Origin of the sequence: Clostridium sp. BSD2780061688st1 H5, from assembly GCF_005845155.1 — a bacterium.
Taxonomy (GTDB): Bacteria; Bacillota; Clostridia; order Lachnospirales; family Lachnospiraceae; genus Claveliimonas; species Claveliimonas intestinigallinarum.
In genome coordinates, this window is sequence record NZ_SPGT01000003.1 from 14891 (window position 1) to 39104 (window position 24214).

A 24214-nucleotide genomic window follows, 5' to 3' on the forward strand; every position below is an offset into this window, starting at 1 on the left:
CTCCTCCTTCATTCTCGTTTTATACTTATGGTTCAAATATCCCGCTTTAGTAATACGTTCATGCAATAAAAACAGCCGGCAGATGCTCCGACTCTCTCAGTCGTCATCTGCCAGCTTATCTTCTTCCAGTCTGATCCCAAATAAGATGCTTCTCTTCTCTCCCAGAAGCTCCCTCTCGATCAGCACATAGCGCTTGCGGATCCTCTGCCTGACGATATGGGAAAGATACCGCCCTACCGGCCCGTCTGCGCTGATGATCTTCCTGTCAGCCTCCAGCTGTACAAGGGATCTTCTCACCACATGCTGTCTGTCCTGGATTTCTTCCAGGAAACGCTGCTCTTCCTCCGACACTGCCAGAAATGTCTCTCCCTCTTCTTTCAGGAGCTTTGTCAGCTTTGGGACTTTCTTCAGCTTCATGTACATCTCCTTTGGTTTGTCAGTGTCCACAAAGAGATAGCCCGGGAACATGGTTCCGAGATGTATATGCCATCCATCCCCCTCTTTCCTGGCGCACTCTCTTTTTATATAGAAGCATTCCTTATAGAAATCCTCTGAAATCATTTCCTTTATCAAACAGACAAGCGCTTCTTCGCTGCCTGTCGTTGTCTGTATCACATACCACATATCGATTCATGCAGCCCCTTTTTGGGTATGCTCCGCCATATCCGCAATTTCAAAAAATTCCGGACTGCTGCCACATACCACTATCACAAAAATCTCCATTCCCCATGGCACTGACCACAGACAATGGTTCTGATCTTCGTATTTTTCTGATTGATTGAATTCTTGTTTTTTAGCTCTTGGATGTGATCTCCAGGCCTGCCCTCACCGGTCCTTCCATGCCCTGCACCGGTGCCGCAATGTCCGCAAGACGCTTATGCCTGTCAATCCTCCGTATCCGTCTTTCCATCCCCACAAGCGGTCCCTCCGTTATGTGGGTGATCCCGTCGCGGATATAGCCCTGTGACATTGCAAGATGATGCTCTCTGCCGCACAGACTGCGGAGGAACTCTTCTTCTTCCGGCTGTACCCTCAGCAGCAGCCTGTCATTCTCCATGACAGACACCACGCCGCGGTACGGCTCAAGCGCCTCTGACAGCTCATCCGGCTTTTCCGTCTCCAGAAAAATGTATCCAGGAAACATGGATCTGGTCTCTGTGTGCCAGCTGCCCTCATAGCGGCGCATTCTCTCGTATGTAAATGTAAAAACATCTCGCAGCACCTGGCCGGATATATTTCTCCGGCAGGATTCCATGATCTGCTCTGTCTTTTCGGACTGGCATCTGAGTATGCACCACATAAAATCACTCCTGTTTTTCGTAGATTAATCAGCTCTACGAAAAGCAGGTGAGAAAAATGGGAATAAAATAATATGAAATGCAGAAATAAATTGATCAAATTTGCCCTGTATCGTGAAAAAAGCAGGGAAAACGCCCTGTAATCTTACACAAACTTAATACACCGGCAAAGGTTCCCTGTTGAATTATAAAAAAAAATGCGTTATAATAGCTTCGGTTTCGTAGAGCTGATTACTCTACGAAAAAAGCCATTGCCTGACAGATGAAGAACTGCTCTTCACCGGCCAGGCAATGGCTTTTTACTTTAGTACAGCACCTGAAGTCTGCCCATATTCTCCCTCTTGCGCTCCATGGAGGAGTGGACATACCTGTTCAGGGTGATATTTACGTTGGCATGCCCCAGGATCTCGCTGAGCGTCTTCACATCAAAGCCGCTCTCAATGCACCGGGTGGCAAAGGTGTGCCGGAGGGCATGGTAGTTGATGTCCGGCATGTGACATTCTCTCAGGTAGCGCTTAAACACGTTTTCCATTGTCCTTGGCTCTATGAACCGGTCCGGCCGCCCGGTAAGGACATAGGCGTTGTCCGGCACATCTCCGGAAAGAGCGAGAAGCCTTCCAAAAAGCGGCTGCGGGATGGGGATGTCCCGCAGGGATTTATCGCTCTTGGGAGCTGTCACTATGATCTTGGTCCTTTTCCCGCCGTGCGCCTCCGGATCCTGGATGCGCTGCATGGTAAGCCGCACCTGGAGCACCGCCTCCTCATAGCGGATATGCTCCCGCCTGAGGGCGCAGACCTCGCCGATCCGCAGCCCCATGTAGAGGCTGAGAAGAACCCCTGTCTTTAAAAGCCCCTCGTCCTGGAAGAGAAAGGCTCCCAGCGCTCTCTGCTCCTCCCTGTCCAGTATCCGGATCTGTCTCTCCCTCTGGCGCAGCCGTATCAGCTCAAACCGGCAGGGAATTTCATAGCCCAGTTGCACGGCAAAGCCGCATACCTCCTTCAGGACCGCCAGTATATCCTTCACAGTCTTCTCGGTCAGGCCGCCCCTGTGATCCCTGCGCCCTTCCAGCAGCTTGCTCCGGACAAAGCGGTCCACCCGCTCTGTGGAGATCTCTGTGACATACAGTTCTCCAAGCTCAGGTAAAATGTGATTTTTAAGCAGGTTCCCGTACTTGATGTAGGAGGATTCCTTGATCCTCTTCCTGACATTTTCCAGCCAAAAGGCCGCTATGTGGGCCAGCTCCTGCCGGCGCAGCGCAGACATGTCTCTTTTGTTCTCCATTGATCTAACCGTCCTCTCGTTTTTGTAAAAATTATATCGGACGGTTTAGCGGGATTCTATTCCGTGTGTCTCTGTACGTTTTCAGCCCCGTTTTTCAATCATCCGCCTCTATCCAATTTTCTATCCAGATAGAGTTCAGAAGATCATTTGCCCCGTAGCCCAGCCGCAGCCTGTGCCCGTACTCTTCTCCCAAAAGGTGATAGGTATATTCTGTCTCATAATCTCCCAGCTCATTTATCTCATCCGGTCTCCCGTATTGCTCTGTCATCTGTTCTTTCCCGGACCAGGACAGGATCAGCTCTCCGGGAAGGAACACATCGATCCCCTCGTATTCCAGATTGTCATTGCTCAGGGAAATCACATCTGCCATGCAGTCCTGCGCAGGGGCCTCGTGGTCCGCCGTATTGCGGACAAATACTGTGATGGTCTGTCCGCTGTCGTTGACAAGGTGGATCAGGGGATGGTCTTCAAAGCGGCTCTCCCAGGGGGCGAAAATAGATGCGACCATTGTATTTGCCTCCTCCTGACTCACAAAATTCCAGCCCTTCTCCCGCAGCCTGCTGACTGCCACGGGCACTGTAAACACATCCTGTCCGATCTGGATCTGAAAGCTTTCAGGGTTGTCCGAGAGCTCCGGGCTGATCCTGTCCTGATAGGCCGCTCGGTCAAGATTTTCCTTGTAATCCAGTTCCATCACCACATCTGTGTGGGGAAGATAGTCAATTTTCATGATCACTCCCGGATTTTCCTCCAGCAGCTCTTTTCCTTGCCTGTACGTGGATCTGTTTACCTGAAAACGCACCTCTTTTCCCTCTGCGCTGATCCCTTCCACATAGTAATGATCTGTGTCTTCACCAGTGCTCACATCATAGCTGAGCTGGCGCACATAGGCGCCTTCCGGCGCCATCAGATAGGGAATGTCTCGTATAGGTGCCTGCAGCAGCCAGATCACCAGAAGCAGGCACACCGCCACTCCCAGGGCCATGAGGGCGGTGCGGACTATGCTCCGTCCCTTCTGCTTGTTTGCGTTCATCCCCCGAACAACAATGTACGCCGCTGCGGACAGAGCCGCAAAGGATACTCCCAGCCTCCAGGCCCAGGTGGAAATGTAACCGGAAATTCCCTCTTTTCCTCCCAGGAACCCCGAGACACCTGTGGAAAGTCCTGCTGCCAGACACACGACGGTTATGATCAGTGCGATCAGGGCAACCGGGTGCTCTCTCATAAATCTGCTGTCTTTGTGCATAATAACCCTCCTGTCTGCTCTCATTATAGCAAGCAAACAGGAGGGTTATTGTTAAATCTGGGTAAATACTGTCTGTAGCTTCAGGCTGTTCTCTCCTAATCTCCATACAGAGCCTCTTCCATTGAATATTTTTGACACATGTGCCAAATTTATTAATTACAATATACTGTCAAGCAGTACTTTATGCCTGGAAGTATAAAAAAGGCAGAGCCACGCCCTGCCTGAAAATCTCTTTGTCTGTAGCCTGACCCGGCCCTTCCATCTACTCCGCCGAGTCATTGACCACCTGTATGCAGTTGTCCGCCAGCCACTCCTGCACGATCTGCTGGAGCACCATGTCCTTCAGGTCATCCTCTGAGGCCGCCTGCTTCAGCGCGTCCACATCCTCAAAGCCGTAGGACTCTGCCAACTCCTGGAAATGCTCCTCGTACTCCTCATCTGTAGGCGTCAGCTTCTCCTTATCCGCGATGGCCTCGGCGACATACTTCTGCTTGATAGACTGCTGAGCTGCCTCCTCCGCCTGCTTTTCAAAGCTGGCCACGTCCGTGTTCATCTGGCTTGAGATAAAGTCCTCGTAGGTCATGCCGTAGGACTCTGCCGCGTCCTTGTACTGCTGAATGAGCTGATCCTTGATCTCGTTCACCTCATCCTCCGGATACTTCTCTACCTCTGCCTTCTCAAGAACCGCGTCCCAGGCCTCTGCCTGCAGGCTGTAGTCGTAGTTGTCCTTTGCGGACTCCTCCAGAGTTTTCTTGACTTCCTCTCTGTACTCGTCCACTGTCGTTGACTCATCAGACACGGTCTTCACAAAGTCATCGTTTACCTCGGGAAGGGTGCTGATAGAGTTGACTGTGATGGTAAATGTCACCGGCTTGCCGGAGAAATCCGGGTTTCGAGTATAGGGATCCGGAAACTGACCGTTCCAGTCAAAGGTCTCTCCCACATTGTGCCCGATGATGCTGTCCTCAAATCCATCGATAAACTGGCCGGAGCCGATGGTCAGATCATAGCCCTGACCGGAGCCGCCATCGAACTCCTGTCCGTCCATCTTGCCCACAAAGTCAATGTTGGCAATGTCTCCCTCCTGGACAGGGCGGTCTGTCACCTCCTGGGCATTCTGCTGCTGAACAGAGGCTATATAGTTGTCAATATCCTCGTCTGTCACTTCCTCCTGATCTGCCACCTTGTCCACTTCTATCCCTTTGTAGCCGCCGACAGTCACATAGTCATTTGACGCCTGGTTGCTGCCGGAGCATCCTGCCAGCGCGGCGGAGCATACCAGCATGCCGGCCAGTAAAAGCGCTGCTTTTCTTTTCATGTCTACACCTCTTAATCGTTTATGATTTCTTCTGTACCCTGTCTTTCATCTTTACCGGATACTCGTATCAGTATAGCACATCCCGCTTTTGAATAAAAGTAAGTTTATGCTTTTTTCATTGTCTTTCCCCGCAAAAGGCCAAATCTCTCCAAGAAAAACATTGCGCAACCCCCTAAACAATGTTAAAATATACTGTGCGATTATTACATAGTGAGGAGGTTTCCCCGTGAATACATTGACGATTGTTTTGTTAGTAATTCTGGTCGTTTTGATCATTGCGTGTATCGTGCTGTACTTCCTCGGCAGAAAGGCGGAGAGGAGACAGGCTGAGCAGCAGGAGCAGCTGGACGCCGCGGCACAGACAGTTACCATGCTTATCATTGACAAGCGTACCATGCGCCTGAGAGACGCAGGCTTTCCTTCCATCGTGCTGGAAAACACACCCAAGTATCTGCGCCGGTCCAAGGTGCCGGTTGTGAAGGCAAAGGTTGGGCCAAAGATCATGACGCTGATGTGCGACTCAAAGGTGTATCCCCTGATTCCCGTGAAAAAGGAAGTCAAGGCAACCGTGAGCGGCATCTATATCACAGCGGTGAGAGGCCTGCGCGGTCCTCTGGAAGCGCCCCCGAAGAAGAAGGGCTTTATCGCCAGGCTTCGGGACAAAATATAGTACGTATCATGTATAATGAGGCAAAAAAACTCCAGGCTGAAAGGCCTGGAGTTTTTTTCTGGTTTTATATCTGCTCCGGGGCAGAACCCTGCGCCGGCTGTGCCGGCTGCACCGGGCGGATGGTCACATCTATCTCACAATCGGACAGGGGCTCGCTGTTGATGTCCAGGGCGTAGCTGATGTGTACGTCGATCCTGTCCTCTGACACCTCGGTGGTGATATCTCTCGTGTGGATGCCCACCATCATTTCCCCGTAAGGCGTCTCGTAGGCGGTCATGTTCATCCTGCCCTTCTCAAACACCATCCGGGCGTTGGCGATCCCGCTTTTGCGCACCTCGAACAGGCTGTCGCCTATGATCTTGATCGTATTTTTGACCGTGCCGGGCACGCCCTCCACGACCTCGTCGTAGAGTACGTAGTGCCTGTCATTCTTCAGATAATAGGCGGCCGGAGTGATGATCTCCACCGGCTCGCCCTCCCCGTTCTCCTCCCCTGCACCGAAGTGGAGTCCGGAAATACTGATCAATACATCCTTTGTCATTTACAGTGCCAGCTCTCTCGCGATCTCATACTGATAAGCAGGAATCTGTTTCTGCATGTTCAGCGCCTCGTTGATATCAAAGTCTACATACTCGCCGCCTTTGTATCCAACTACGCGGTTGCTCTTGCCCTCAATCAGAAGATCTACTGCCTTCGCGCCCATGATGGAAGCGTACACACGATCCTTACATGTGGGGCTTCCGCCGCGCTGCATGTGTCCCAGGATGGTGGCTCTTGTCTCCATGCCTGTGGCCGCCTCAATTCTCTTGGCCAGCTCAATGGAGCCGCCGATTCCCTCCGCGTTGATGATGATATAGTTCTTCTTTCCACGCTTTCTGCACTCCTGGATATCCGCGATGATCGCGGCCTCATCAAAGTCGTGCTCCTCGGGAAGAAGGATCCTCTCAGCGCCGTTGGCGATACCGCACCACAGGGCCAGCCATCCGGCGTCTCTTCCCATAACCTCGATGATGGAGCATCTCTCGTGGGATGTGGAAGTATCTCTTACCTTGTCAATAGCCTCCATAGCTGTGTTTACAGCTGTGTCAAATCCAATCGTATATTCTGTACAGGCGATGTCCAGGTCGATGGTTCCCGGGATACCGATGGTGTTGATCCCCAGGTTTGCCAGCTTCTGAGCGCCCGCGAAGGAGCCGTCTCCTCCGATGACTACCAGGCCGTCAATGCCGTATTTCTTACAGATAGCCGCAGCCTTCTGCTGTCCCTCCTCTGTGCGCATCTCCTCACAGCGGGCTGTCTGCAGAATGGTGCCTCCTCTCTGGATCGTGTCGGATACATCTCTCGCAGTCAGGTCTATGATCTCTTCATCCAGAAGTCCCTGATATCCCTTGCGGATACCCCTTACCTTTAAGCCTTTCCCTAAAGCTGTCCTCACTACCGCACGGATCGCAGCGTTCATTCCAGGGGCGTCACCGCCGCTTGTCAAAACTCCGATCGTACGAATTACCTTCTTCTCTGCCATGATTTTTCCTCCATTTGTCGTGTATTCATAATCTGGATCTTTCTCTTATTCTTTACCATTCTACATTATCTACCTTATGCTTTCAATGGGTTTTTCTACAACTTTTACACAACTTTCTCCGAAATAATTCGTCAATCTGCTCAGTATTCCAGGCTCAATATAAATATTTTTTCCGGCCGGAAGACGCTTCACCGCCTTCTCCGCCCGGCAGTAAATAACCACCGAGTCGTCCCCGTCGGAGGCCCGGAGCATGTCAAAGAGATGCTCTTCGTCCTCCATGTAGGAGGCTTTGTCCTTATACTGGATCCACAGCTCCTTCTTCGTCTGCTCAAAAGGCACCACGCTCTCGCAGATGAGCTTGCTGGGGGCGTCGTCCTCCTCGGACACTCTGCCCCGGATAAACACCTTGTCATCCTGCCTCAGCATCCGCTGGTATTTCTCGTAATCCCGGGGAAATACGACGATCTCCACCGTGCCCGCCAGATCCTCCAGAGTTAGGAAGGCCATCATCTTATTGTTTTTCGTGTGCTTGATGGTCTTTGCCGTGATCATGCCGCCCACTGTCTCCCTGGCGCCGTCCCGGACCTTGGAGCGGCCGGTAGAGTCATCGATCTGAAAGTCCAGGGTGGTTCTGGAAATATTTTTCTTCCACTTCTCCTCGTAGTCCTCCAGGGGATGGCCGGTCAGATACACGCCACTGACCTCCTTCTCAAAGGCCAGCTTTGTCTCCTTGTCATACTCGCCCACGTCCGGGAGGGGAATGTCAAACTCCTTCTTCTGCTCATCATCCACCAGGTCAAAAAGGGACATCTGACCGGTCATGGAGTATTTTCTCTCCTGGTTCACCTGGTCCAGGATCTGCACGTAGATGGCCATGAACTGCCGCCTTGTGCCTCCCAGCCCGTCAAAGGCCCCCGCCTTGATGAAGTTCTCGATGGTGCGCCTGTTCACGTCCTTTCCGGACATTCTCTCGATGAAATCCTTCAGGCTGCGGAAGAGGCCGTTTTGTTCCCTCTCCTCGATGATGGAGTGGATCACCGGCTTCCCGATGCTCTTGATAGCTGCCAGGCCATACCGGATATTGCCTCCGTCCACAGAGAAATTGCCCTCGCCCTTGTTGATGTCAGGGGGCAGGATGTCAATGCCCATCTGGCGGCAGCTGTAAATATATTCTGCCACCTTGGATGGATTTTCAATCACGGATGTCATGAGAGCCGCCATAAATTCCACCGGGTAGTAGTACTTCAGCCAGGCGGTCTGGTAGGAGACCACCGCGTAGGCCGCCGCGTGGGACTTGTTGAAGGCGTATTTTGCGAAATCAATCATCTCGTCGTAAATCTTGTTGGCCGTCTTCTCATCTATGCCATTGTTCACACAGCCGGGCACTCCCTCCTCCGGGTTGCCATAGACAAAGTTCTGCCGCTCCTTCTGCATCACATCTCCCTTTTTCTTGGACATGGCGCGGCGCAGAAGGTCGCTTCGTCCCAGGGTGTAGCCGGCCAGATCCCGGACGATCTGCATAACCTGCTCCTGGTAGACAATGCACCCGTAGGTGGGTGCCAGGATCGGCTCCAGCTGGGGGCAGTCGTAGGTGATCAGCTCCGGGTTGTTTTTTCCCCTGATATACTGGGGGATAAAGTCCATGGGGCCGGGCCGGTACAGGGAAATCCCGGCAATGATATCCTCCAGGCTCTGGGGCTTCAGCTCCTTCATGAAGCCCTTCATCCCGGTGCTCTCAAGCTGGAACACGCCGTCTGTCTTTCCCGTGCCGATGGAGTCCAGCACCTCCTTGTCATTGTAGTCGATGCTGTGTATGTCAATCTCTTTTCCTGTGCTCTTCTGGGCCAGCTCCACCGCGTTCTGGATCACCGTCAGGGTCCGAAGGCCCAGGAAATCCATTTTCAGAAGGCCCAGCTCCTCCAGGGTAGTCATGGTGAACTGGGTGGTCACGGAGCCGTCAGAGCCAAGAGACAGGGGCACGTACTCGTCCACCGCCTTCTGGCTGATGACCACGCCGGCCGCGTGCATGGAGGTGTGCCTTGGCAGTCCCTCCAGCCTCTTGGACATGTCCACAAGCTCCCGCACCTGGCTGTCCTCCTCGTACAGCTTCTTCAGCTCCGGATTCATGGCAAGGGCCTTATCCAGGGTGATGTTCAGCTCTGTGGGAACCATTTTCGCAATAGTGTCCACAAAGGCGTAGGGCAGATCCATGACCCTGCCCACATCCCTAAGGACGCCCCGGGCCGCCAGAGTACCGAAGGTGACGATCTGCACCACCCGGTCAGGGCCGTACTTGCGCACCACATAGTCGATGACCTCCTGCCTTCTCTCAAAGCAGAAGTCCACGTCAATATCCGGCATGGACACACGCTCCGGGTTGAGGAACCTCTCAAAGAGGAGCTGGTACCGGATGGGGTCGATGCTGGTGATGCCCAGGCAGTAGGCCACAATGCTGCCGGCAGCGGATCCGCGGCCGGGCCCCACCATAATGTCGTTGTCCCTGGCGTATTTGATAAAGTCCCACACAATGAGGAAATAGTCCACGTAGCCCATGTCGTGGATGACGGACAGCTCGTATTTCAGCCGCTCCTTCAGCTCCTCTGTGACAGGGCTGTACCTCTCCTCCAGCCCTTTGTGGCACAGTTCATTTAAGTATTCCCAGGAGGTGTATCCCTCCGGCACATCGTACTTGGGCAGCTTGGTCACGCCGAACTCGATCTCCACATTGCATCGGTCCGCGATCTTCTGGGTGTTCTCCAGAGCCTCCAGGGCGTAGGGGAAGAGTCCCCTCATCTCCTCCTCGGACTTGATGTAGTACTGGCCGCCCTCGTAGCGCATCCGGTCCTCGTCCGCCAGCTTTTTCCCTGTCTGGAGGCAGAGGAGGATATCGTGGGGCTTCACGTCGTCCGCATAGGTGTAATGGACGTCGTTGGTAGCCACCAGCTGGATCCCCGTCTCCCGGCTCATGCGCACAAGAGCCTGGTTCACCATCTGCTGCTGGGACATGCCGTGATCCTGGAGCTCCAGGAAAAAATTGCCCTTTCCAAAGATTTTCTCATACCGCAGGGCCGCCTCCTTGGCCTCCTCATAGAGTCCCTGCACGATATTTCTGGCCACTTCCCCCGCCAGGCAGGCGCTGAGGGCGATAATCCCCTCGTGAAACTCCTGAAGGAGCTCCATGTCCACCCTGGGCTTGTAGTAGTAGCCCTCCGTAAATCCCCGGGAGACCAGCTTCATCAGGTTATGGTAGCCGGTGTCATTTTCCGCCAGCAGCACAAGGTGGTAGTACCTGCTCTCGCTGTTGCCTCTGGCCTCCTTGTCAAAGCGGGAGCCGGGGGCCACATACACCTCGCACCCAAGCACCGGCTTGATGCCAGCCGCCTTGGCCGCCTTGTAAAAGTCGATCACGCCGTACATGACGCCGTGATCCGTGATGGCCACGCTGTCCATGCCCAGCTCCTTCACCCGGGAGATACATTCCTTTATTTTATTGGATCCGTCCAGCAGACTGTACTCTGTGTGGACGTGCAGATGCGCAAAACTCATATAAAAAGCCTCCCTTTCAGACGTGGTACTTGGAAATATTGTACTACGTTTGAAAGGGAGGCGCAAGAATTCTGTGTTTCACTACCCGTTGATCATAAAGCTGACCAGTCTGTCAATATCCTCTTTCTCGTATGCGATGATCTCCAGCTCCGGGATCTCGCCGTTGGAGAATATGTTGGCCATGGACACGTACTGAGACAGCTTGGACTTCAGATTCAGTCTGTCTCCCTCACCTGTCACCAGCTCCACTCTTCCCTTGCAGTCGTCAACGACCTTAAAAAACTTATCGATATCGGTAATATTCTGTACTTTCATGCTCTTTGTTCCTTTCTCTCAGATTCATACATGGGTACTGCCCGCAAGCGGACACCCCTGCTCACTCACCATTATAACCTCATCTCACCGGATTGCAATGGTTTTTTCTCGGATCTCGATTTTTCCCTCCTTGAGCAGGCGTCCCACCGCCCTCTTGAAGGCGTTCTTGCCAAAGCCGAACTCCGCCCGGATCAGCTCCGGGTCCGCCTTGTCCGTGAAGGGGAGCTCCCCGCCGTTTGCCAACAGCTTTTCCATGACAGCCTCCGCGTCCCTGTCCATCTGGATAAAAGCCTTCTCCCGCAGGCTTAAGTCCAGCTTGCCGTCAGGCTTCACGTCCGTCACGCGGGCTTCGATCCTGTCGCCCACTTTGTATTTCGCGGATGCCTCCCTCTTGGGGATGAGGGCGCAGTACCGGTCGTCCACAGCCACGAAAAGGCCGAAGTTCAGGCTCTTCTCGTAGATGATGCCAGTGACTCTGTCATCCTTTTTGTAGGGGGATCTCTTCTCCAGCTTATCGTACACCTTCATAGTGGCGCACAGCCTTCCGCTCTTGTCCACATAGAGACTGACAAGACAGGCGTCCCCCTTCCTCACCTTTGCCGTCTGCTGCTTAAAGGGGAGAAAGAGATCCTTCTCCAGCCCCCAGTCCAGAAAGGCCCCGATGGGAGCGGTGTCCTTTACCGTCAGCAGCTTCACCTCACCGAGCTGGATCTTCGGTTCATGAGTGGTGGCAATGATCCGGTCCTGTGAGTCCCGGTAGAGAAATACCTCTATCTTGTCTCCCAGCCGGGTTCCTGCGGGCACCTGCTTTCTGGGAAGCAGCACCCTTTCCTCATCTGTCCCCAGATACACGCCGAACTCCGTCTGCTTCACCACAGTCAGCGTCTGTTTTTTCCCTAATTCTTTTTCTAACATCTCTTTTCTCCTGTCAGCTCCACAACTGCGTACGGTTTTCCCTCCGCACTGCACAGCTCCACAACTGTCCTTTCTTCTTCCCTTGCCGTCCTGGGACAGATCATGTCCCCCAGCACAGCTGATCTTTTGTATTCTACCCGCACCTGCCTCACAAGCATCTCCTCACGCAGCGCCTCCAGGGCCATCTGCACATACTGGCAGTTGTTGACATGCTCGTTTGTGTCAATGTGATATTTACGCACCGGGAACGCGCTTCCCTCCTCCAGCTTTTGTGGGAGCCGGATCTTTCTCGGCGCGTACTCCATCTCCAGAGGCGCCTCCGTGCCGTATTTTTCTATATCCTCCGGCTGGGGCTTCACCGGGCGCCCCTTCTCCAGGTCCATAAAGGCCCAGATGGAGTTGGCGCAGGCTGCCCTCTCCCCCTTCTCGTCCCACATGCAGAAATTTCTGTAGCCGTACAGGCCGTTGAACTCCGTGGCCCAGGTGGCCGCCCGGATGCGCTCGCCGATCCTTGGATACCGGTCCACAACGATCTGCCAGGATGTGAGCACCCAGGCTCTCTTCTTCTCTTTCAGATAGTCGATCCCAAGGCCCACATCCTCTGAGTGGAAAATACTGCAGTCCTGAAAATAATTGATGATCCCCGGAAGGGTAATGGTCTCGTGGTGGTCTGCCTCACTGAACCTCACCCTGCTGTCAAATGCATACATATTACTCGTCCTCTCCCTGTGCTATGTAGCTCTTTTCTGTAGTGATCACGCACTGATATCTGTGGTCGATCTGCTGGAGTGCTTTTCTCACCTTTTTTGTCAGTTCCTTTTCTTCTTCCTTCGTGTAGCGGTAGGGAACCACCATGTCGAAGATCACATTGGCTCTCTCCTTTCCCTCCACCACCCGAAGGTCATGGATGGAGACCTCCGGATCGATACTGCTCACCGTCTCCTGCACCTGCCTCTTCACGAGCAGGATCTTCTCGTCCTTCGTCTCCACCGGATCCATATGGATGACGAGGAAGACGCCCAGCTCTCTCACTGCGTCCCTCTCGATGCGGTCAATGATCTCATGGGAGGTCTCTATGTCCACATCGTTGGGCACCTCGGCGTGGATGGAAGCCATGTTCCGTCCGGGGCCGTAGTTATGTACGATCAGGTCATGGCTTCCCACGATCCCGTCATAGCTCTCCACAAAGCCGGATATCTTCTTGTAGTCCGCCGGGTCGATGGCCTCCCCCAGGAGGGGCTTCAGGGTATCCCGGGCAATGCCGATGCCGGCCCACATGACGACAAGGGACACGCACAGTCCGATGAAGCCGTCAATGTTCCACCCTGTAAAGCTGAAGAACAGGAGGGAAAAGACCGTGGCCGACGTGGTGATGACATCCCCGATGGCGTCCGCCGCCGTGGCCAGCATCACCTTGGAGTCGATCCGTTTTCCCAGCTTCCTGTTAAAGAAGCTCATCCACAGCTTGACGCAGATGGACAGCAGCAGGATCAGCACGGACACCATGCTGAACTCCATGTGCTGGGGCTCCCGTATCCTGCCGATGGCGTCCTTGAAAAAGGTAAAGCCCACTTCAATGACAAGGAAGGAGACTACCAGAGCCGTTATGTACTCCATCCGCCCGTGGCCGAAGGGGTGTTCGCTGTCCGCCGGCTTTCCCGCCATCTTCACGCCGATCAGGCCGATAACCGATGAGGCCGCGTCGGACAGGTTGTTGAAGGCGTCCGCTGTGACGGAGATGCTGTGCATCAGAAGGCCGATCACAGCCTTGGCCGCAAATAGCAGCACATTGCAGAAGATGCCCACCACCGACGCCAGCGTGCCATACTGGGTGCGGACGGACACCTTCTCTGTCTGCTCATAGTCTTTTACAAAATGTCTGATCAAAAATTCTGTCATGTCTTTTTCCTCTCAAGTATGCTCTTTTGTGCGCCGCGTCTGTCCCGCGATCCAAAGGTCTGCCGCTCTAGTCCCGGTCTCCGAAGAAGAACCATCTGATCCTGAAATCTGAGTACGCCGTGATCATGTCGTACTCGTCTTCCCCCAGGACGCGGCCCAGCTCCTCCTTCTCCTCCTCGGGCACATGGGCTGTCACCGCATCCGTAAAGCAGAGAGACGGGTAGAGGCAGCACCACCAGTTGTGCCCCTGTCCCGCTCCGATGAGGATCCGAAGCGCCGTGTACTCCCCAGCCGGAAAGGTAACGTCCCCGTAGGTCTTCTCCGGGAAATAATCCCGGACAAGCTCAGCCCGGACAGGGTCAGAGCACCCCTCCTCCCGGAGCCTCTCCTCCGCGGTCTGCTCCAGGCTGTCCAGGTTCTCCCGGACCCAGGAGCAGGTCTCCTCCAGGTCCGCATCCAGGGGCATGGCCTCTTCCATGTAAGCAAGGAGCGCCTCCTTCACCTCCAGCTTCCTCTGCTGATCCTCCGGGCTGTCGCTGTCAGCCAGCACGTGGAAGCGGAGCACCTCCCGGCTCAGCTCCTGTCCCGCTCTCCGGGCCCTGGCCTCCACCAGCATCCCCCTCTGCACAAGAAGGAGCCCTGTCAGCAGAGCCCCGCATATGAGGGCAATGCCAAGACAGATGGCCTCCTTCTTTCTTCTATTCCGGTTCCTGTTTCTCATACTATGTACCTCCTGACTGTCCCCTCGGGGATCTATCAGGAGTCTTCACAGTTTTTTTGGTCTTTATGCAGGGCTCCTCTATTTTTTCGTCCGGATGGTATCCATCACGGCCTCCACCTGATTGTCCACGTGCTGGCACACCACCTGCACCGCCCGGTCCTTCTGGCCGCTCTCAATGGTCTCGATGATCTCCTCGTGCTCGTCGATGAGCTGCTGATGGAAATCCGACCGCTTCAGATACTCCACTCTGTACCGGTACATCTGCTCTCTCAGGTTGTTCAGGAGCTGGATCAGCTTCTGATTGTCTGTAGCCATGTAGATGACGTCGTGAAACTTCACGTCTGCCTCTGCAATGCGGGTGATATCCCCGTCCTTCAAGGACTCCTTAAACTCCTCCGCGGCATCCTTCAGATCCTGGATCTGCTCGTCTGTGATCTTCTCGCACACCAGCTCCACTGCCAGCTCCTCCAGAGCCCGGCGCACCTCCAGCACATCCCGCAGGCTCTTCTCTGTGATCTCGGCCACCTCAGCCCCCTTCCTGGGGATCATCAGCACAAGTCCCTCCAGCTCCAGCTTCCGGATGGCCTCGCGGATGGGGGTCCGGCTGACCCCCAGCTTGTTGGCGAGCTGGATCTCCATGAGCCTTTCCCCGGGCTTGAGCTCCCCCCGCAAAATGGCCTGCCGCAGTGTGTTGAATACCACGTCCCGCAGCGGCAGGTACTCATTCATACTGACTTCAAAATTCGGTTCCTTCATTTATTTCCTCCTGACATTGTGTACATTTGTGACATAGGCCTGCTTCACAGGCGTCTGTCTCTTCAGTCTGGCCGCCGCTGCCCTGGCCCTGCCCCGGGAAGTAAAGATCCCGAATACAGTGGGGCCGCTTCCGCTCATCATGGCGTTCAGGGCGCCGGCCCCGATCATCACGTCCTTGATCCTTTGCAGCACCGGATGCTCCTCCAGCATGACCTGCTCCAGCACATTTCCCATGCTGCCGGCCACCTGCTGCAGATCCCCCTCCTGAAGTCCCGCAAGGATCCCGTCGATATCCGGATGGCTCTTAATGCCCTCTCTGTCAATCTTCTCGTACACGGTCCTGGTGGACGCCGAGAGGGGCGGCTTGGCGATCAACACGTAGCATTTGGGCAGAGGGGGAAGGGGCGTCAGGATCTCACCGATCCCCTCCGCAAGGACTGTCCCCCGCATAATGCAGTAGGGCACATCTGCCCCCAGCGTCACGCCTCTCTCCTTCAGTCCCTCCTCGGAGAGTCCCAGGCCAAACATCCGGTTCATGCCGAAAAGCACCGCCGCCGCGTTGGAGCTTCCCCCCGCCATTCCGGCCGCCACCGGGATGTGCTTCTCCAGGGTGATCCGGATCCCCTCCCGGATCCCAAACTCGCCGCGCAGGAGCTCCGCCGCCTTGTAGGCGATATTGTTTTCATTGACCGGCAGATAGGGCAGATTTGTAGAAATTTCAATGCCCGGCTCCCGCGTCTTCTCCAGGGTCACACGGTCGTAGAGATAGACCGTCTGCATGACCATCCTGACATCGTGGTAGCCGTTTTCCCTCCGGCCCAGAATGTCAAGTCCCAGATTGATCTTCCCCAGTGCTTTCAACTCCAGTTTATCCATTGTACTCTCCTTGTATCTTGTATACAGTGTACTTACAGTATACCCATGTTTGCCTTAAAAATCAATAACCTCTCTCCCGCTCTCAGGGTCCCGTCCTTCAGGTCGTTGACCTCCCTTATGCCATCCTCCGTAGTGTTGTACCGCCGTGCCAGATTCCACAGCGTATCCCCTTCCTTCACAATATAGCCCACGATGCCGGGCGCGTTTTCCAGCTCCTTCGGATCCACCGGCTGCTCGCTCACATCCAGGATGTTCTCCACTTTCTCGGGCCTTCGCAGGAATACCTGGAAGGACAGGGCCGCCTTCACCTCCGCCTCCCCGCTTCCCAGCAGGCTGACAGAGAGCTGCTCCAGGCTGCCCTCTATGTCGCAGCGCATCTCATCCGACGCGCCGCCGCACTCGATGGAGTGGGAGAAGGGCACCATGCCCTGCCAGATTCCAAAGGGCTGCTCGTCGTCCGCCCGCACGTAGAGGAAGGTGACGTTCAGCACCCCCTCCGCAAGGATCTCCCCGCCCTGCATCTGGGCCGGCTCCATCTGCAGAAAGCCGCTGCTGTGGCAGATCTGAAGCGTCCCCTCCCGGATCTCCGGCAGGCTCAGCTGCTCCGTCAGCCTGCACTTTGAGTGATTCTGCATGACCAGGCTCTCCAGAGCCGTCTCCTCCCGCTCGGGAATCAGCCGCCGCCCCGGCGCGTACAGATCCTCCAGGATCCGGATCTTCTCCTCCCGGTAGACGCAACAGCGCACCTCCAGGGACGCCTCCACCCCGAAGATGCGCACCTCCCCGTCCTCGTCCAGCCTGGCCTCGATGCTGTCCTCCCCCAGGGCGGCGTACACGCAGTGGTACATCTCCTCCTCCGCCCCGTCGCAGGACAGCCGCCCCTCGAAGGGCACGCTCTGCTCCACCCACTCAGTCTTCATATTCTGGGACTCGTAGAGGCAGAAGATCTGCAGCTCTCCCCGCAGCACAAGGCCTCCCTCCTCCAGCCTGGTATCCAGCTTCCTAAGGGCGCTCTCCCCCAGGAGGAGGCTGCCGATGTTCTCCTTGGCCGCGGGCAGGTGAATCTCCTCCTTGATGCGGTACACATCCTTCTGCACGCCGCACAGCTCCAGGATCTCCTTCTCCGAGAACTTTTTGTAGAGAGGAGACTCATCCTCCATGTCCGTGGTGATCTGCTCCTCAGACACCCCCTCAGACCCGATCTCCAGTTCCACGGAGGCCTTCAGGTTCATTTTCCGGGAATTGATCAGGGTCACGCTGACCTCCGCCGTAGCTCCCCTGGCAAAAAGCTGGTCCTGGGGCTCCTCCTCCATGTAGACCATCTCCTCAAAGGGCAGCCTGCCAGCCAGAGAGGAGAGCTGATCCGCCCCTCCCTCTGTCTCGTAGAGGATCTGGTAGGCCAGCCTGCCTGTCACTCTGGCGTAGTGCTCCGCCGGGCGTATCTCGTCCACATGGATCTGACCGCTGCTGTACACCACCCGGGAGGCGTCGTATTTGGCCTCCGGTATGTTGATATCCTCATCTACATAAAACTGATCCGTCACACCAGGTCCGATCCGGCCTGCCCGGACCGTCTTTTTGATCTGCTCCATTTTGCTCCTCCTTACATTTCCCACAAAATTCTTTTTTCCGTATAGCCTGTCGCCAATGCCGTCCAGGGGCAGTCCGCCTCCTGCGCCACCTCCTCCCCCTCATCCGGACCTGTCAGGCAGGTGCGGATGAAGACTGCGTCCTCCGTCTCATACACTTCCTCGATCTGGATACTGTAGCCAGCGCTCTCCTGCTCCCCATACCCCAGAGCTATGTACAGCCGCTGCCCGTCCCCGTATGCCGCGAGGAAAGGCTCTGCCTTCTCCTCCTCTATCTTCTGCCTCAGGGTCTCCGGCAGATCCGGGCCGCAGGCCGTCTCGTACTCCAGATCCCCCTTTTTGTCCATGTCTGCCCGCCGGGCGCCGCACCCGGAGAGCAGGAGGGCCGCCACGGCAAATATGCACAGTATCCTCCGTCCCTTCATATATTCACCATATAGATTTTCTCTCTATTATCATACACGCCACCCCTTTGAAAAATGACATTTTTATGGTAAGATGCTTATGGTATGATGCCAGAGTAGGATTGTAGAAATGCGCGGCACGGAACAATCCGCAGGCATCGCAGCTGGGGTTTTGGCCCCAACATCATGATAGATACAAAGGAGAGGCTTCTGGATTATGATAAGATTTATTGCCATTATGATCGTACTTTTCGTTTATCTCATCGTCGGCATACCGGTTCTCATCGTGGAACATTTTGTCGGTCTGGTGAACCGGAGGGCGAAGGATTACTCCTGCCTGCGGATGGTGCAGTGGACCTTCCGGCTGATGCTGAAGATCGCGGGCGTGAAGGTGACGGTTATCGGGGAGGAAAATGTGCCCGACGAGCCAGTCCTTTATATAGGAAACCACAGGAGCTATTTTGACATCCTGCTGACCTACTCCAGGTGCAGACGGCTGACCGGGTATGTGGCGAAAAAGGAGATGCTCCGCTACCCTCTCCTGCGGGACTGGATGAAAAATCTCTACTGCCTCTTCCTGGACAGGAGCACCCCCAAGGAGGGGCTCAAGACTATCCTGCAGGCCATCGACTATGTGAAGAACGGCATCTCCATCTGCATCTTCCCTGAGGGCACAAGGAACAAGGGGGCGGAGCTGTCCATGCTGCCCTTCAAGGACGGAGCCCTGAAGATTGCGGAGAAGACCGGCTGCGCCGTCATCCCCATGTCCATGAACAACACACAGGCCATCTTCGAGGGACACCTTCCCTTTGTGAGAAAGACCCATGTGGTGCTGGAGTACGGAAAGCCCATCTACCCGAACCAGCTTGATAAGCAGACGCGGCGGCATCTGGGGGACTACTGCCAGAACATCATTCAGGAGACCATCATAAAAAACCAGTCCCTCGTTTAATTTTTACTTTGTTTTTACTTTTTATGCCCGGGGTGCTATAATTGGGATAACTTTTTCAGATACAAATGCAAAGGAGTTTAAAAAAGAGAACAATGAGCAGACACGATTTGACCCTGCTGACGGACTTCTACGAGCTTACCATGATGCAGGGATATTACGAAAAAGGACAGAACGAGACCGTCATCTTCGATGTGTTCTTCCGCCAGAACCCCAACAACGGAGGCTACTCCATCTGCGCGGGCCTGGACCAGGTCATTGAGTACGTAAAAAATCTGAATTTCACATACGAGGACGTAGACTATCTGCGCAGCCTTGGCATGTTCAGCGAGGATTTCCTCCACTATTTGAGCGGCTTCCACTTTACGGGAGATATCTACGCCATCCCCGAGGGGACGGTCATCTTCCCCAAGGAGCCCATCCTGAAGGTGATTGCCCCCATCATGGAGGCCCAGCTTGTGGAGACAGCCATCCTCAACATTCTGAATCACCAGTGTCTCATCGCCACAAAGGCCTCCCGCGTCGTGTTCGCAGCGGGCGGAGACGGCATCATGGAATTCGGCCTGCGCCGGGCACAGGGCCCTGACGCAGGGCTCTACGGCGCCCGGGCTGCCATCATCGGCGGCTGTATCGGCACCTCCAACGTGCTGGCCGGCCAGCGCTTTGACGTGCCTGTTCTCGGCACTCACGCCCACAGCTGGATCATGAGCTTCCCGGACGAGTACACGGCCTTTAAGAATTACGCGCAGCTCTACCCGGACAACTGCATCCTCCTTGTGGACACCTACGACACATTGAAATCCGGCGTTCCCAACGCTATCCGCGTATTTACGGAGATGCGGGACGCGGGGATTTCCATGAAAAAGTACGGTATCCGCCTGGACAGCGGCGATCTGGCCTACCTGTCCAAGAAGGCCAGGACCATGCTGGACGAGGCGGGCTTTACAGACGCAGTGATCTCCGCGTCAAACGATCTGGATGAGTACCTGCTCCACGACCTGAAGATGCAGCAGGCGGCTATCACCTCCTGGGGTGTGGGCACCAACCTGATCACCTCAAAGGACTGCCCCTCCTTCGGCGGCGTCTACAAGCTGGCGGCCATCCAGGATGAATCCGGACAGTTTGTACCCAAGATCAAGATTTCCGAGAACACGGAGAAGATCACCAACCCGGGAAACAAGACGGTTCTGCGCATTTACGACAAGCCCACAGGGAAGGTCCGGGCAGACCTGATCTGCTTCGCGGACGAGACCTACGACACAGAAAAGGATCTTCTTATCTTCGACCCCATCGACACATGGAAGAAGACAAAGCTGCCGGGCGGCTCCTACACCATGCGGGAGATCCTTGTGCCCATTTTCCGAAATGGAGAGTGCGTGTACCAGTCACCCTCCGTCATGGAGATAGCGGAATACTGCAAGCAGGAGAAAAAGACCCTGTGGGAGGAGACAAAGCGTCTCTTCTACCCCCATCAGGTCTACGTGGATCTGTCTGACAGACTCTACGAGGTGAAGAAATCTCTGCTTGATCAGATGGATATGGATTAATTGGTTTTATTTTTAAGGAGGATTTATTTCTATGAATATTATTGTACTGGCAGGCGGCTACAGCAACGAGCGGGATGTGTCCTTAAGCTCCGGAGGCAGTATCTGCCGGGCGCTCCGGGAGAGAGGACACAACGCCTATCTTCTGGACGCTTTCCTTGGCCTTGAGAAGGCCCCCGAAAACCTGGAGGACGTATTCACACTCCCGGGAGGCGGCCTTGAGATCGCCACAGGTATCCAGACATCCGAGCCGGACCTTGACGCCCTCTGGGCCTCGCGCCCCGGGGATTCCCCCAGCTTCCTGGGCCCCAACGTGCTGGAGCTGTGCGGTCTGGCTGACATCACCTTCCTGGCCCTCCACGGGGGACTGGGCGAGAACGGCAAGCTGCAGGCTGCCTTTGACACACTGGGGATACGCTACACAGGGCCTGACTCTCTGGGCTGCGCCCTGTCCATGGATAAGGGCGTGACAAAGGATCTCTTCCACTCCGCCGGGGTTCCCACTCCCTACGGAACCCATGTTTCCAGGAGGAACAAGGACATCTCCCTTGAGACCCTTCAGATCCCCCTTCCCCTTGTGGTGAAGCCCTGCTCCGGCGGCTCCAGCATCGGAGTCCACTTTGTACATACGGAGGAGGAGTTCAGGGAGGCCATGCGCGTCTCCTTCGAGAAGGAGGACGAAGTGGTCATTGAGCCCTTCATCGACGGCCGGGAATATGCCTGCGGGATCTTTGACGGTCAGGCCCTGCCTCTCGTGGAGATCATCCCCGATGGCGGCGTATTCGACTATGTCCACAAATACCAGAGCGGCGGCGCCTCCGAGATCTGCCCCGCCACATCCGTGGACAAGGAGACTACAGAGGCCATCCAGAAGACCGGCGTGCTGGCCGCCCAGGCTCTGCGCCTGAACGTGTACTGCAGGGCTGATTTTATCGTAGACAATCACACCGGACAGTTCTACTGCCTGGAGGTCAACTCTCTCCCCGGCATGACAAGCGCCAGCCTTCTGCCCAAGGCGGCAAAGGCGGCAGGATATGAGTACGGTGAATTCTGCGAACAGATCATTGAGAAATCTCTGGACGCCAGATACAGATAGGAGAAGAACATGAAAAATCTCACAATAGAAAATATGACAAAGGCCTGCAGGGGCATTTATCACGGCAGCGACAGCCTCCTTGGAAGGGAGGCTGCCCACGTGGTCATCGACAGCCGCAAGGCCGGCCCCGGCGATGTGTTCGTAGCCATCAAGGGCGAGCGGGTGGACGGCCACTCCTTCATCCCGGGTGTCATGGAAAAGGGCGCCCTTTGCGCTGTGTCCGAGCAGGATCTGGGGGAGACAGCCTTCCCCTATATCCAGGTGGAGTCAACGGCCCAGGCCCTTCTGGACATCGCAAAGCTGTACCGGGACTCCTTTGACGTAAAGGTGGTAGGCATCTCCGGCAGCGTGGGAAAGACAAGCACAAAGGAGATGATCGCCTCTGTCCTGTCTCAGAAGTACAATGTCCACAAGACCCAGGGAAACTTAAACAGCGAGTCCGGACTCCCCCTGACTGTCTTTGACCTGAAGGAGGAAAATGAAGTGTCCGTCCTGGAAATGGGCATCAACCATTTCGGTGAAATGCGCAAGCTCTCCACCGTGGCTCAGCCCGATGTGTGCGTGATCACAAACATCGGTGTGGCCCACCTGGAATTTCTCAAGACACAGGAGGGCATCATGCAGGAGAAGACGCAGATGTTCCAGGACATGAAGCCGGGCGGTTCCATCGTCCTCAACGGGGACGATCCTCTTCTGTCCACTATCGGGCCCGTAAAAGGTGTGACTCCCCTCTTCTACGGAACATCGCCGGACTGCGACGTATACGCCTCAGATGTGCAGTCCCAGGGGCTGAAGGGATCCTCCTGCGTCATCCACACCCCGGCCGGAGAGTTCTCCTGTCTGGTGCCCACCCCCGGCTCCCACATGGTGTCCAACGCCCTGGCCGGAGCGGCTGTAGGGTATGTGCTGGGCCTTGACAGCAGACAGATCAAAGACGGCATTGAAAATCTGCCCTTCATGGCTGGCAGGAACAATATCATACAGACCGACAGGATCATCATCCTGGACGACTGCTATAACGCCAATCCGGTTTCCATGAAGGCCGCCATCGATGTGCTGGATCTGGGCATCGGGCGCAGGGTGGCTATCCTGGGAAAGATGGGCGAGCTGGGCAGCAACGAAAAGGAGCTCCACTACGAGGTGGGCGCCTATCTGGCCGCCTCAGAGACCGATGTGGTGATCGCCGTGGACGAGCTGGCCAGGGAGATCATCCGGGGCATTGAAGATGCCGGCTCACACATAGAGACACACTGGTTCGCCACAAGAGAGGAGCTGATCCCTCATCTGGGAGATCTGATACAGAAGGGGGACAATGTTCTTGTAAAAGCATCCAACAGCCTCGGCTTCAGCGGGATCGTACAGGCGCTGAGAGAGCTGTAGGGGATTTCACAAAGGAGAACAGAGCAGACCATGGATTATCAGGTTCTTGTCCTTGATCTGGACGGCACACTGACAAACTCAAAAAAAGAGATCACGCCGGAGACCCGGGAAGCGCTGATCGATATACAGGAGATGGGGAAAAAGGTGGTCCTGGCAAGCGGCCGCCCCACAAAGGGTGTGCTGCCCCTGGCCAAGCAGCTCCATCTGTCCGACTACGGGAGCTACATTCTCTCCTTTAACGGGGCGCGCATTACAGACTGCCGCAGCGGACAGATCATGTACAACCGCTATCTCCCCCAGGACGCCCCCGCCCCCGCTTTCCGGCTGGCCTCGTCCTTTGCCGGGGAGGGTGCGGATATCCTGACCTACACGGAGGATCACATTATCTCGGGGATAAAGCCCAACCGGTACACGCTGCTGGAGTCCCGGATCAATCACATGCCGATTCTGGAAAGCAGCGACTTTACAGCAGATATTCCCCGGCAGATCAATAAGCTCCTGGCCACCGGCGAGCCGGAGGTGATCAGCCGTATGAAGGATATCATGACCACCCATTTCCGCTCTTATCTGAACATCTACTGCTCAGACCCTTTCTTCCTGGAGATCATGCCAAGGGGCGTGGATAAGGCCCACGCCCTCGTAAAGCTGCTGGGCAGCATCGGGCTCTCCACCCGGCAGATGATCTGCTGCGGGGACGGGTACAACGACATCACCATGATCGAGACCGCCGGGCTGGGAGTGGCCATGGCAAACGCCCAGCCCCCTGTGCGGGACAGCGCGGACTACATCACCAAGTCCAACGATGAGAACGGGGTTCTGCATGTGATCAATAAATTTATGAGATAGGACCGCTCCTGTCCTCACAAAAAAAGAGTTCCTCATTGGAAC

At 55.3% G+C, this 24214-nt stretch carries 23 protein-coding genes; 6 read left to right on the forward strand and 17 right to left on the reverse strand.

Features of this window, described 5'->3' with window-relative positions; genetic code table 11:
• Nucleotides 1–96: 96 nt before the first annotated feature.
• The 5 genes from FGQ86_RS02705 to tig all read right to left on the reverse strand — a co-directional run bounded on the left by FGQ86_RS02705 (nucleotide 97) and on the right by tig (nucleotide 5144).
• Nucleotides 97–624, reverse strand: a complete 528-nt coding sequence (locus tag FGQ86_RS02705) for a transcription termination/antitermination NusG family protein (protein ID WP_138302911.1) — start codon at nucleotides 622–624, stop codon at nucleotides 97–99.
• Nucleotides 625–793: 169 nt separating this feature from the next.
• A complete protein-coding gene (locus tag FGQ86_RS02710) occupies nucleotides 794–1300 on the reverse strand; it encodes a transcription termination/antitermination NusG family protein (protein WP_138302912.1) in 507 nt (168 codons plus the stop codon).
• Nucleotides 1301–1602: 302 nt separating this feature from the next.
• Nucleotides 1603–2580: a site-specific integrase gene (locus FGQ86_RS02715; protein ID WP_138302913.1), complete on the reverse strand. Its 978-nt coding sequence runs from the start codon at nucleotides 2578–2580 to the stop codon at nucleotides 1603–1605.
• Between the two features lie 94 nt (nucleotides 2581–2674).
• Nucleotides 2675–3826, reverse strand: a complete 1152-nt coding sequence (locus FGQ86_RS02720) for a hypothetical protein (RefSeq protein WP_033126029.1) — start codon at nucleotides 3824–3826, stop codon at nucleotides 2675–2677.
• A gap of 262 nt (nucleotides 3827–4088) precedes the next feature.
• Nucleotides 4089–5144 (reverse strand): trigger factor, encoded by a 1056-nt coding sequence (gene tig, locus FGQ86_RS02725; RefSeq protein ID WP_138302914.1) that lies wholly within the window; start codon nucleotides 5142–5144, stop codon nucleotides 4089–4091.
• A gap of 226 nt (nucleotides 5145–5370) precedes the next feature.
• Between tig and FGQ86_RS02730 the strand changes: the two genes are divergently transcribed.
• The gene (locus FGQ86_RS02730; RefSeq protein WP_033126027.1) at nucleotides 5371–5814 is read left to right on the forward strand and encodes a hypothetical protein; all 444 of its coding nucleotides are present in this window, start codon (nucleotides 5371–5373) and stop codon (nucleotides 5812–5814) included.
• A 64-nt stretch (nucleotides 5815–5878) separates the two neighbouring features.
• Here the strand turns inward: FGQ86_RS02730 and FGQ86_RS02735 are convergent, their stop codons facing one another.
• From FGQ86_RS02735 to FGQ86_RS02790, 12 genes are all read right to left on the reverse strand, one after another.
• Complete coding sequence (locus FGQ86_RS02735; protein ID WP_033126026.1) at nucleotides 5879–6355, reverse strand: DUF1934 domain-containing protein; 477 nt, start codon at nucleotides 6353–6355, stop codon at nucleotides 5879–5881.
• Nucleotides 6356–7336 (reverse strand): 6-phosphofructokinase, encoded by a 981-nt coding sequence (pfkA, locus tag FGQ86_RS02740; protein WP_033126025.1) that lies wholly within the window; start codon nucleotides 7334–7336, stop codon nucleotides 6356–6358.
• Nucleotides 7337–7405: 69 nt separating this feature from the next.
• Nucleotides 7406–10882, reverse strand: coding sequence for a DNA polymerase III subunit alpha (locus tag FGQ86_RS02745; protein WP_138302915.1), 3477 nt, complete (start codon nucleotides 10880–10882; stop codon nucleotides 7406–7408).
• A gap of 81 nt (nucleotides 10883–10963) precedes the next feature.
• Nucleotides 10964–11197, reverse strand: a complete 234-nt coding sequence (locus FGQ86_RS02750) for a hypothetical protein (RefSeq protein ID WP_033126023.1) — start codon at nucleotides 11195–11197, stop codon at nucleotides 10964–10966.
• A gap of 84 nt (nucleotides 11198–11281) precedes the next feature.
• Nucleotides 11282–12112 (reverse strand): S1-like domain-containing RNA-binding protein, encoded by an 831-nt coding sequence (locus FGQ86_RS02755; RefSeq protein WP_138302916.1) that lies wholly within the window; start codon nucleotides 12110–12112, stop codon nucleotides 11282–11284.
• Entirely contained in the window at nucleotides 12106–12822 is a 717-nt protein-coding gene (locus tag FGQ86_RS02760) for an acyl-ACP thioesterase domain-containing protein (protein ID WP_138302917.1), read from the reverse strand. The genes FGQ86_RS02755 and FGQ86_RS02760 overlap by 7 nt, the downstream gene beginning before the upstream one ends.
• Nucleotide 12823: 1 nt before the next feature.
• Nucleotides 12824–14011 (reverse strand): cation diffusion facilitator family transporter, encoded by a 1188-nt coding sequence (locus FGQ86_RS02765; protein ID WP_033126020.1) that lies wholly within the window; start codon nucleotides 14009–14011, stop codon nucleotides 12824–12826.
• A gap of 67 nt (nucleotides 14012–14078) precedes the next feature.
• Nucleotides 14079–14732, reverse strand: coding sequence for a stage II sporulation protein R (spoIIR, locus tag FGQ86_RS02770; protein WP_033126019.1), 654 nt, complete (start codon nucleotides 14730–14732; stop codon nucleotides 14079–14081).
• A gap of 78 nt (nucleotides 14733–14810) precedes the next feature.
• Nucleotides 14811–15488: a GntR family transcriptional regulator gene (locus tag FGQ86_RS02775; RefSeq protein ID WP_033126018.1), complete on the reverse strand. Its 678-nt coding sequence runs from the start codon at nucleotides 15486–15488 to the stop codon at nucleotides 14811–14813.
• Complete coding sequence (gene ispE, locus FGQ86_RS02780; RefSeq protein WP_138302918.1) at nucleotides 15489–16364, reverse strand: 4-(cytidine 5'-diphospho)-2-C-methyl-D-erythritol kinase; 876 nt, start codon at nucleotides 16362–16364, stop codon at nucleotides 15489–15491.
• Nucleotides 16365–16396: 32 nt separating this feature from the next.
• A complete protein-coding gene (locus FGQ86_RS02785; protein ID WP_138302919.1) occupies nucleotides 16397–17956 on the reverse strand; it encodes an SPOCS domain-containing protein in 1560 nt (519 codons plus the stop codon).
• Between the two features lie 11 nt (nucleotides 17957–17967).
• A complete protein-coding gene (locus FGQ86_RS02790; protein ID WP_052084034.1) occupies nucleotides 17968–18378 on the reverse strand; it encodes a protease complex subunit PrcB family protein in 411 nt (136 codons plus the stop codon).
• A gap of 196 nt (nucleotides 18379–18574) precedes the next feature.
• On the opposite strand from FGQ86_RS02790, the gene FGQ86_RS02795 reads away from it, so the two are divergent.
• The 5 genes from FGQ86_RS02795 (at nucleotide 18575) to FGQ86_RS02815 (ending at nucleotide 24172) form a co-directional block, all read left to right on the forward strand.
• On the forward strand, nucleotides 18575–19309 hold the full coding sequence (locus FGQ86_RS02795) for a lysophospholipid acyltransferase family protein (RefSeq protein WP_138302920.1): 735 nt from the start codon (nucleotides 18575–18577) through the stop codon (nucleotides 19307–19309).
• A 92-nt stretch (nucleotides 19310–19401) separates the two neighbouring features.
• Complete coding sequence (locus tag FGQ86_RS02800) at nucleotides 19402–20853, forward strand: nicotinate phosphoribosyltransferase (RefSeq protein ID WP_033126014.1); 1452 nt, start codon at nucleotides 19402–19404, stop codon at nucleotides 20851–20853.
• Between the two features lie 31 nt (nucleotides 20854–20884).
• Nucleotides 20885–21946 carry a D-alanine--D-alanine ligase gene (locus tag FGQ86_RS02805; RefSeq protein ID WP_138302921.1) on the forward strand — a complete coding sequence of 354 codons (1062 nt, stop codon included), beginning with the start codon at nucleotides 20885–20887 and terminating at the stop codon, nucleotides 21944–21946.
• 9 nt (nucleotides 21947–21955) lie between these two features.
• The gene (murF, locus tag FGQ86_RS02810) at nucleotides 21956–23326 is read left to right on the forward strand and encodes a UDP-N-acetylmuramoyl-tripeptide--D-alanyl-D-alanine ligase (protein WP_033126012.1); all 1371 of its coding nucleotides are present in this window, start codon (nucleotides 21956–21958) and stop codon (nucleotides 23324–23326) included.
• A gap of 30 nt (nucleotides 23327–23356) precedes the next feature.
• Nucleotides 23357–24172, forward strand: a complete 816-nt coding sequence (locus FGQ86_RS02815; protein WP_138302922.1) for a Cof-type HAD-IIB family hydrolase — start codon at nucleotides 23357–23359, stop codon at nucleotides 24170–24172.
• The last annotated feature ends 42 nt before the right edge of the window (nucleotides 24173–24214 follow it).

Coding starts and splice junctions, on each gene's coding strand:
- tig (WP_138302914.1), bottom strand. CDS start 5,144: ATGAAAAGAAAAGCAGCGCTTTTACTGGCCGGCATGCTGGTATGCTCC.
- FGQ86_RS02735 (WP_033126026.1), bottom strand. CDS start 6,355: ATGACAAAGGATGTATTGATCAGTATTTCCGGACTCCACTTCGGTGCA.
- FGQ86_RS02815 (WP_138302922.1), top strand. CDS start 23,357: ATGGATTATCAGGTTCTTGTCCTTGATCTGGACGGCACACTGACAAAC.
- FGQ86_RS02705 (WP_138302911.1), bottom strand. CDS start 624: ATGTGGTATGTGATACAGACAACGACAGGCAGCGAAGAAGCGCTTGTC.
- FGQ86_RS02800 (WP_033126014.1), top strand. CDS start 19,402: ATGAGCAGACACGATTTGACCCTGCTGACGGACTTCTACGAGCTTACC.
- FGQ86_RS02750 (WP_033126023.1), bottom strand. CDS start 11,197: ATGAAAGTACAGAATATTACCGATATCGATAAGTTTTTTAAGGTCGTT.
- FGQ86_RS02785 (WP_138302919.1), bottom strand. CDS start 17,956: ATGGAGCAGATCAAAAAGACGGTCCGGGCAGGCCGGATCGGACCTGGT.
- FGQ86_RS02745 (WP_138302915.1), bottom strand. CDS start 10,882: ATGAGTTTTGCGCATCTGCACGTCCACACAGAGTACAGTCTGCTGGAC.
- murF (WP_033126012.1), top strand. CDS start 21,956: ATGAAAAATCTCACAATAGAAAATATGACAAAGGCCTGCAGGGGCATT.
- FGQ86_RS02790 (WP_052084034.1), bottom strand. CDS start 18,378: ATGAAGGGACGGAGGATACTGTGCATATTTGCCGTGGCGGCCCTCCTG.
- FGQ86_RS02765 (WP_033126020.1), bottom strand. CDS start 14,011: ATGACAGAATTTTTGATCAGACATTTTGTAAAAGACTATGAGCAGACA.
- ispE (WP_138302918.1), bottom strand. CDS start 16,364: ATGGATAAACTGGAGTTGAAAGCACTGGGGAAGATCAATCTGGGACTT.
- spoIIR (WP_033126019.1), bottom strand. CDS start 14,732: ATGAGAAACAGGAACCGGAATAGAAGAAAGAAGGAGGCCATCTGTCTT.
- pfkA (WP_033126025.1), bottom strand. CDS start 7,336: ATGGCAGAGAAGAAGGTAATTCGTACGATCGGAGTTTTGACAAGCGGC.
- FGQ86_RS02760 (WP_138302917.1), bottom strand. CDS start 12,822: ATGTATGCATTTGACAGCAGGGTGAGGTTCAGTGAGGCAGACCACCAC.
- FGQ86_RS02795 (WP_138302920.1), top strand. CDS start 18,575: ATGATAAGATTTATTGCCATTATGATCGTACTTTTCGTTTATCTCATC.
- FGQ86_RS02720 (WP_033126029.1), bottom strand. CDS start 3,826: ATGCACAAAGACAGCAGATTTATGAGAGAGCACCCGGTTGCCCTGATC.
- FGQ86_RS02755 (WP_138302916.1), bottom strand. CDS start 12,112: ATGTTAGAAAAAGAATTAGGGAAAAAACAGACGCTGACTGTGGTGAAG.
- FGQ86_RS02775 (WP_033126018.1), bottom strand. CDS start 15,488: ATGAAGGAACCGAATTTTGAAGTCAGTATGAATGAGTACCTGCCGCTG.
- FGQ86_RS02715 (WP_138302913.1), bottom strand. CDS start 2,580: ATGGAGAACAAAAGAGACATGTCTGCGCTGCGCCGGCAGGAGCTGGCC.
- FGQ86_RS02710 (WP_138302912.1), bottom strand. CDS start 1,300: ATGTGGTGCATACTCAGATGCCAGTCCGAAAAGACAGAGCAGATCATG.
- FGQ86_RS02805 (WP_138302921.1), top strand. CDS start 20,885: ATGAATATTATTGTACTGGCAGGCGGCTACAGCAACGAGCGGGATGTG.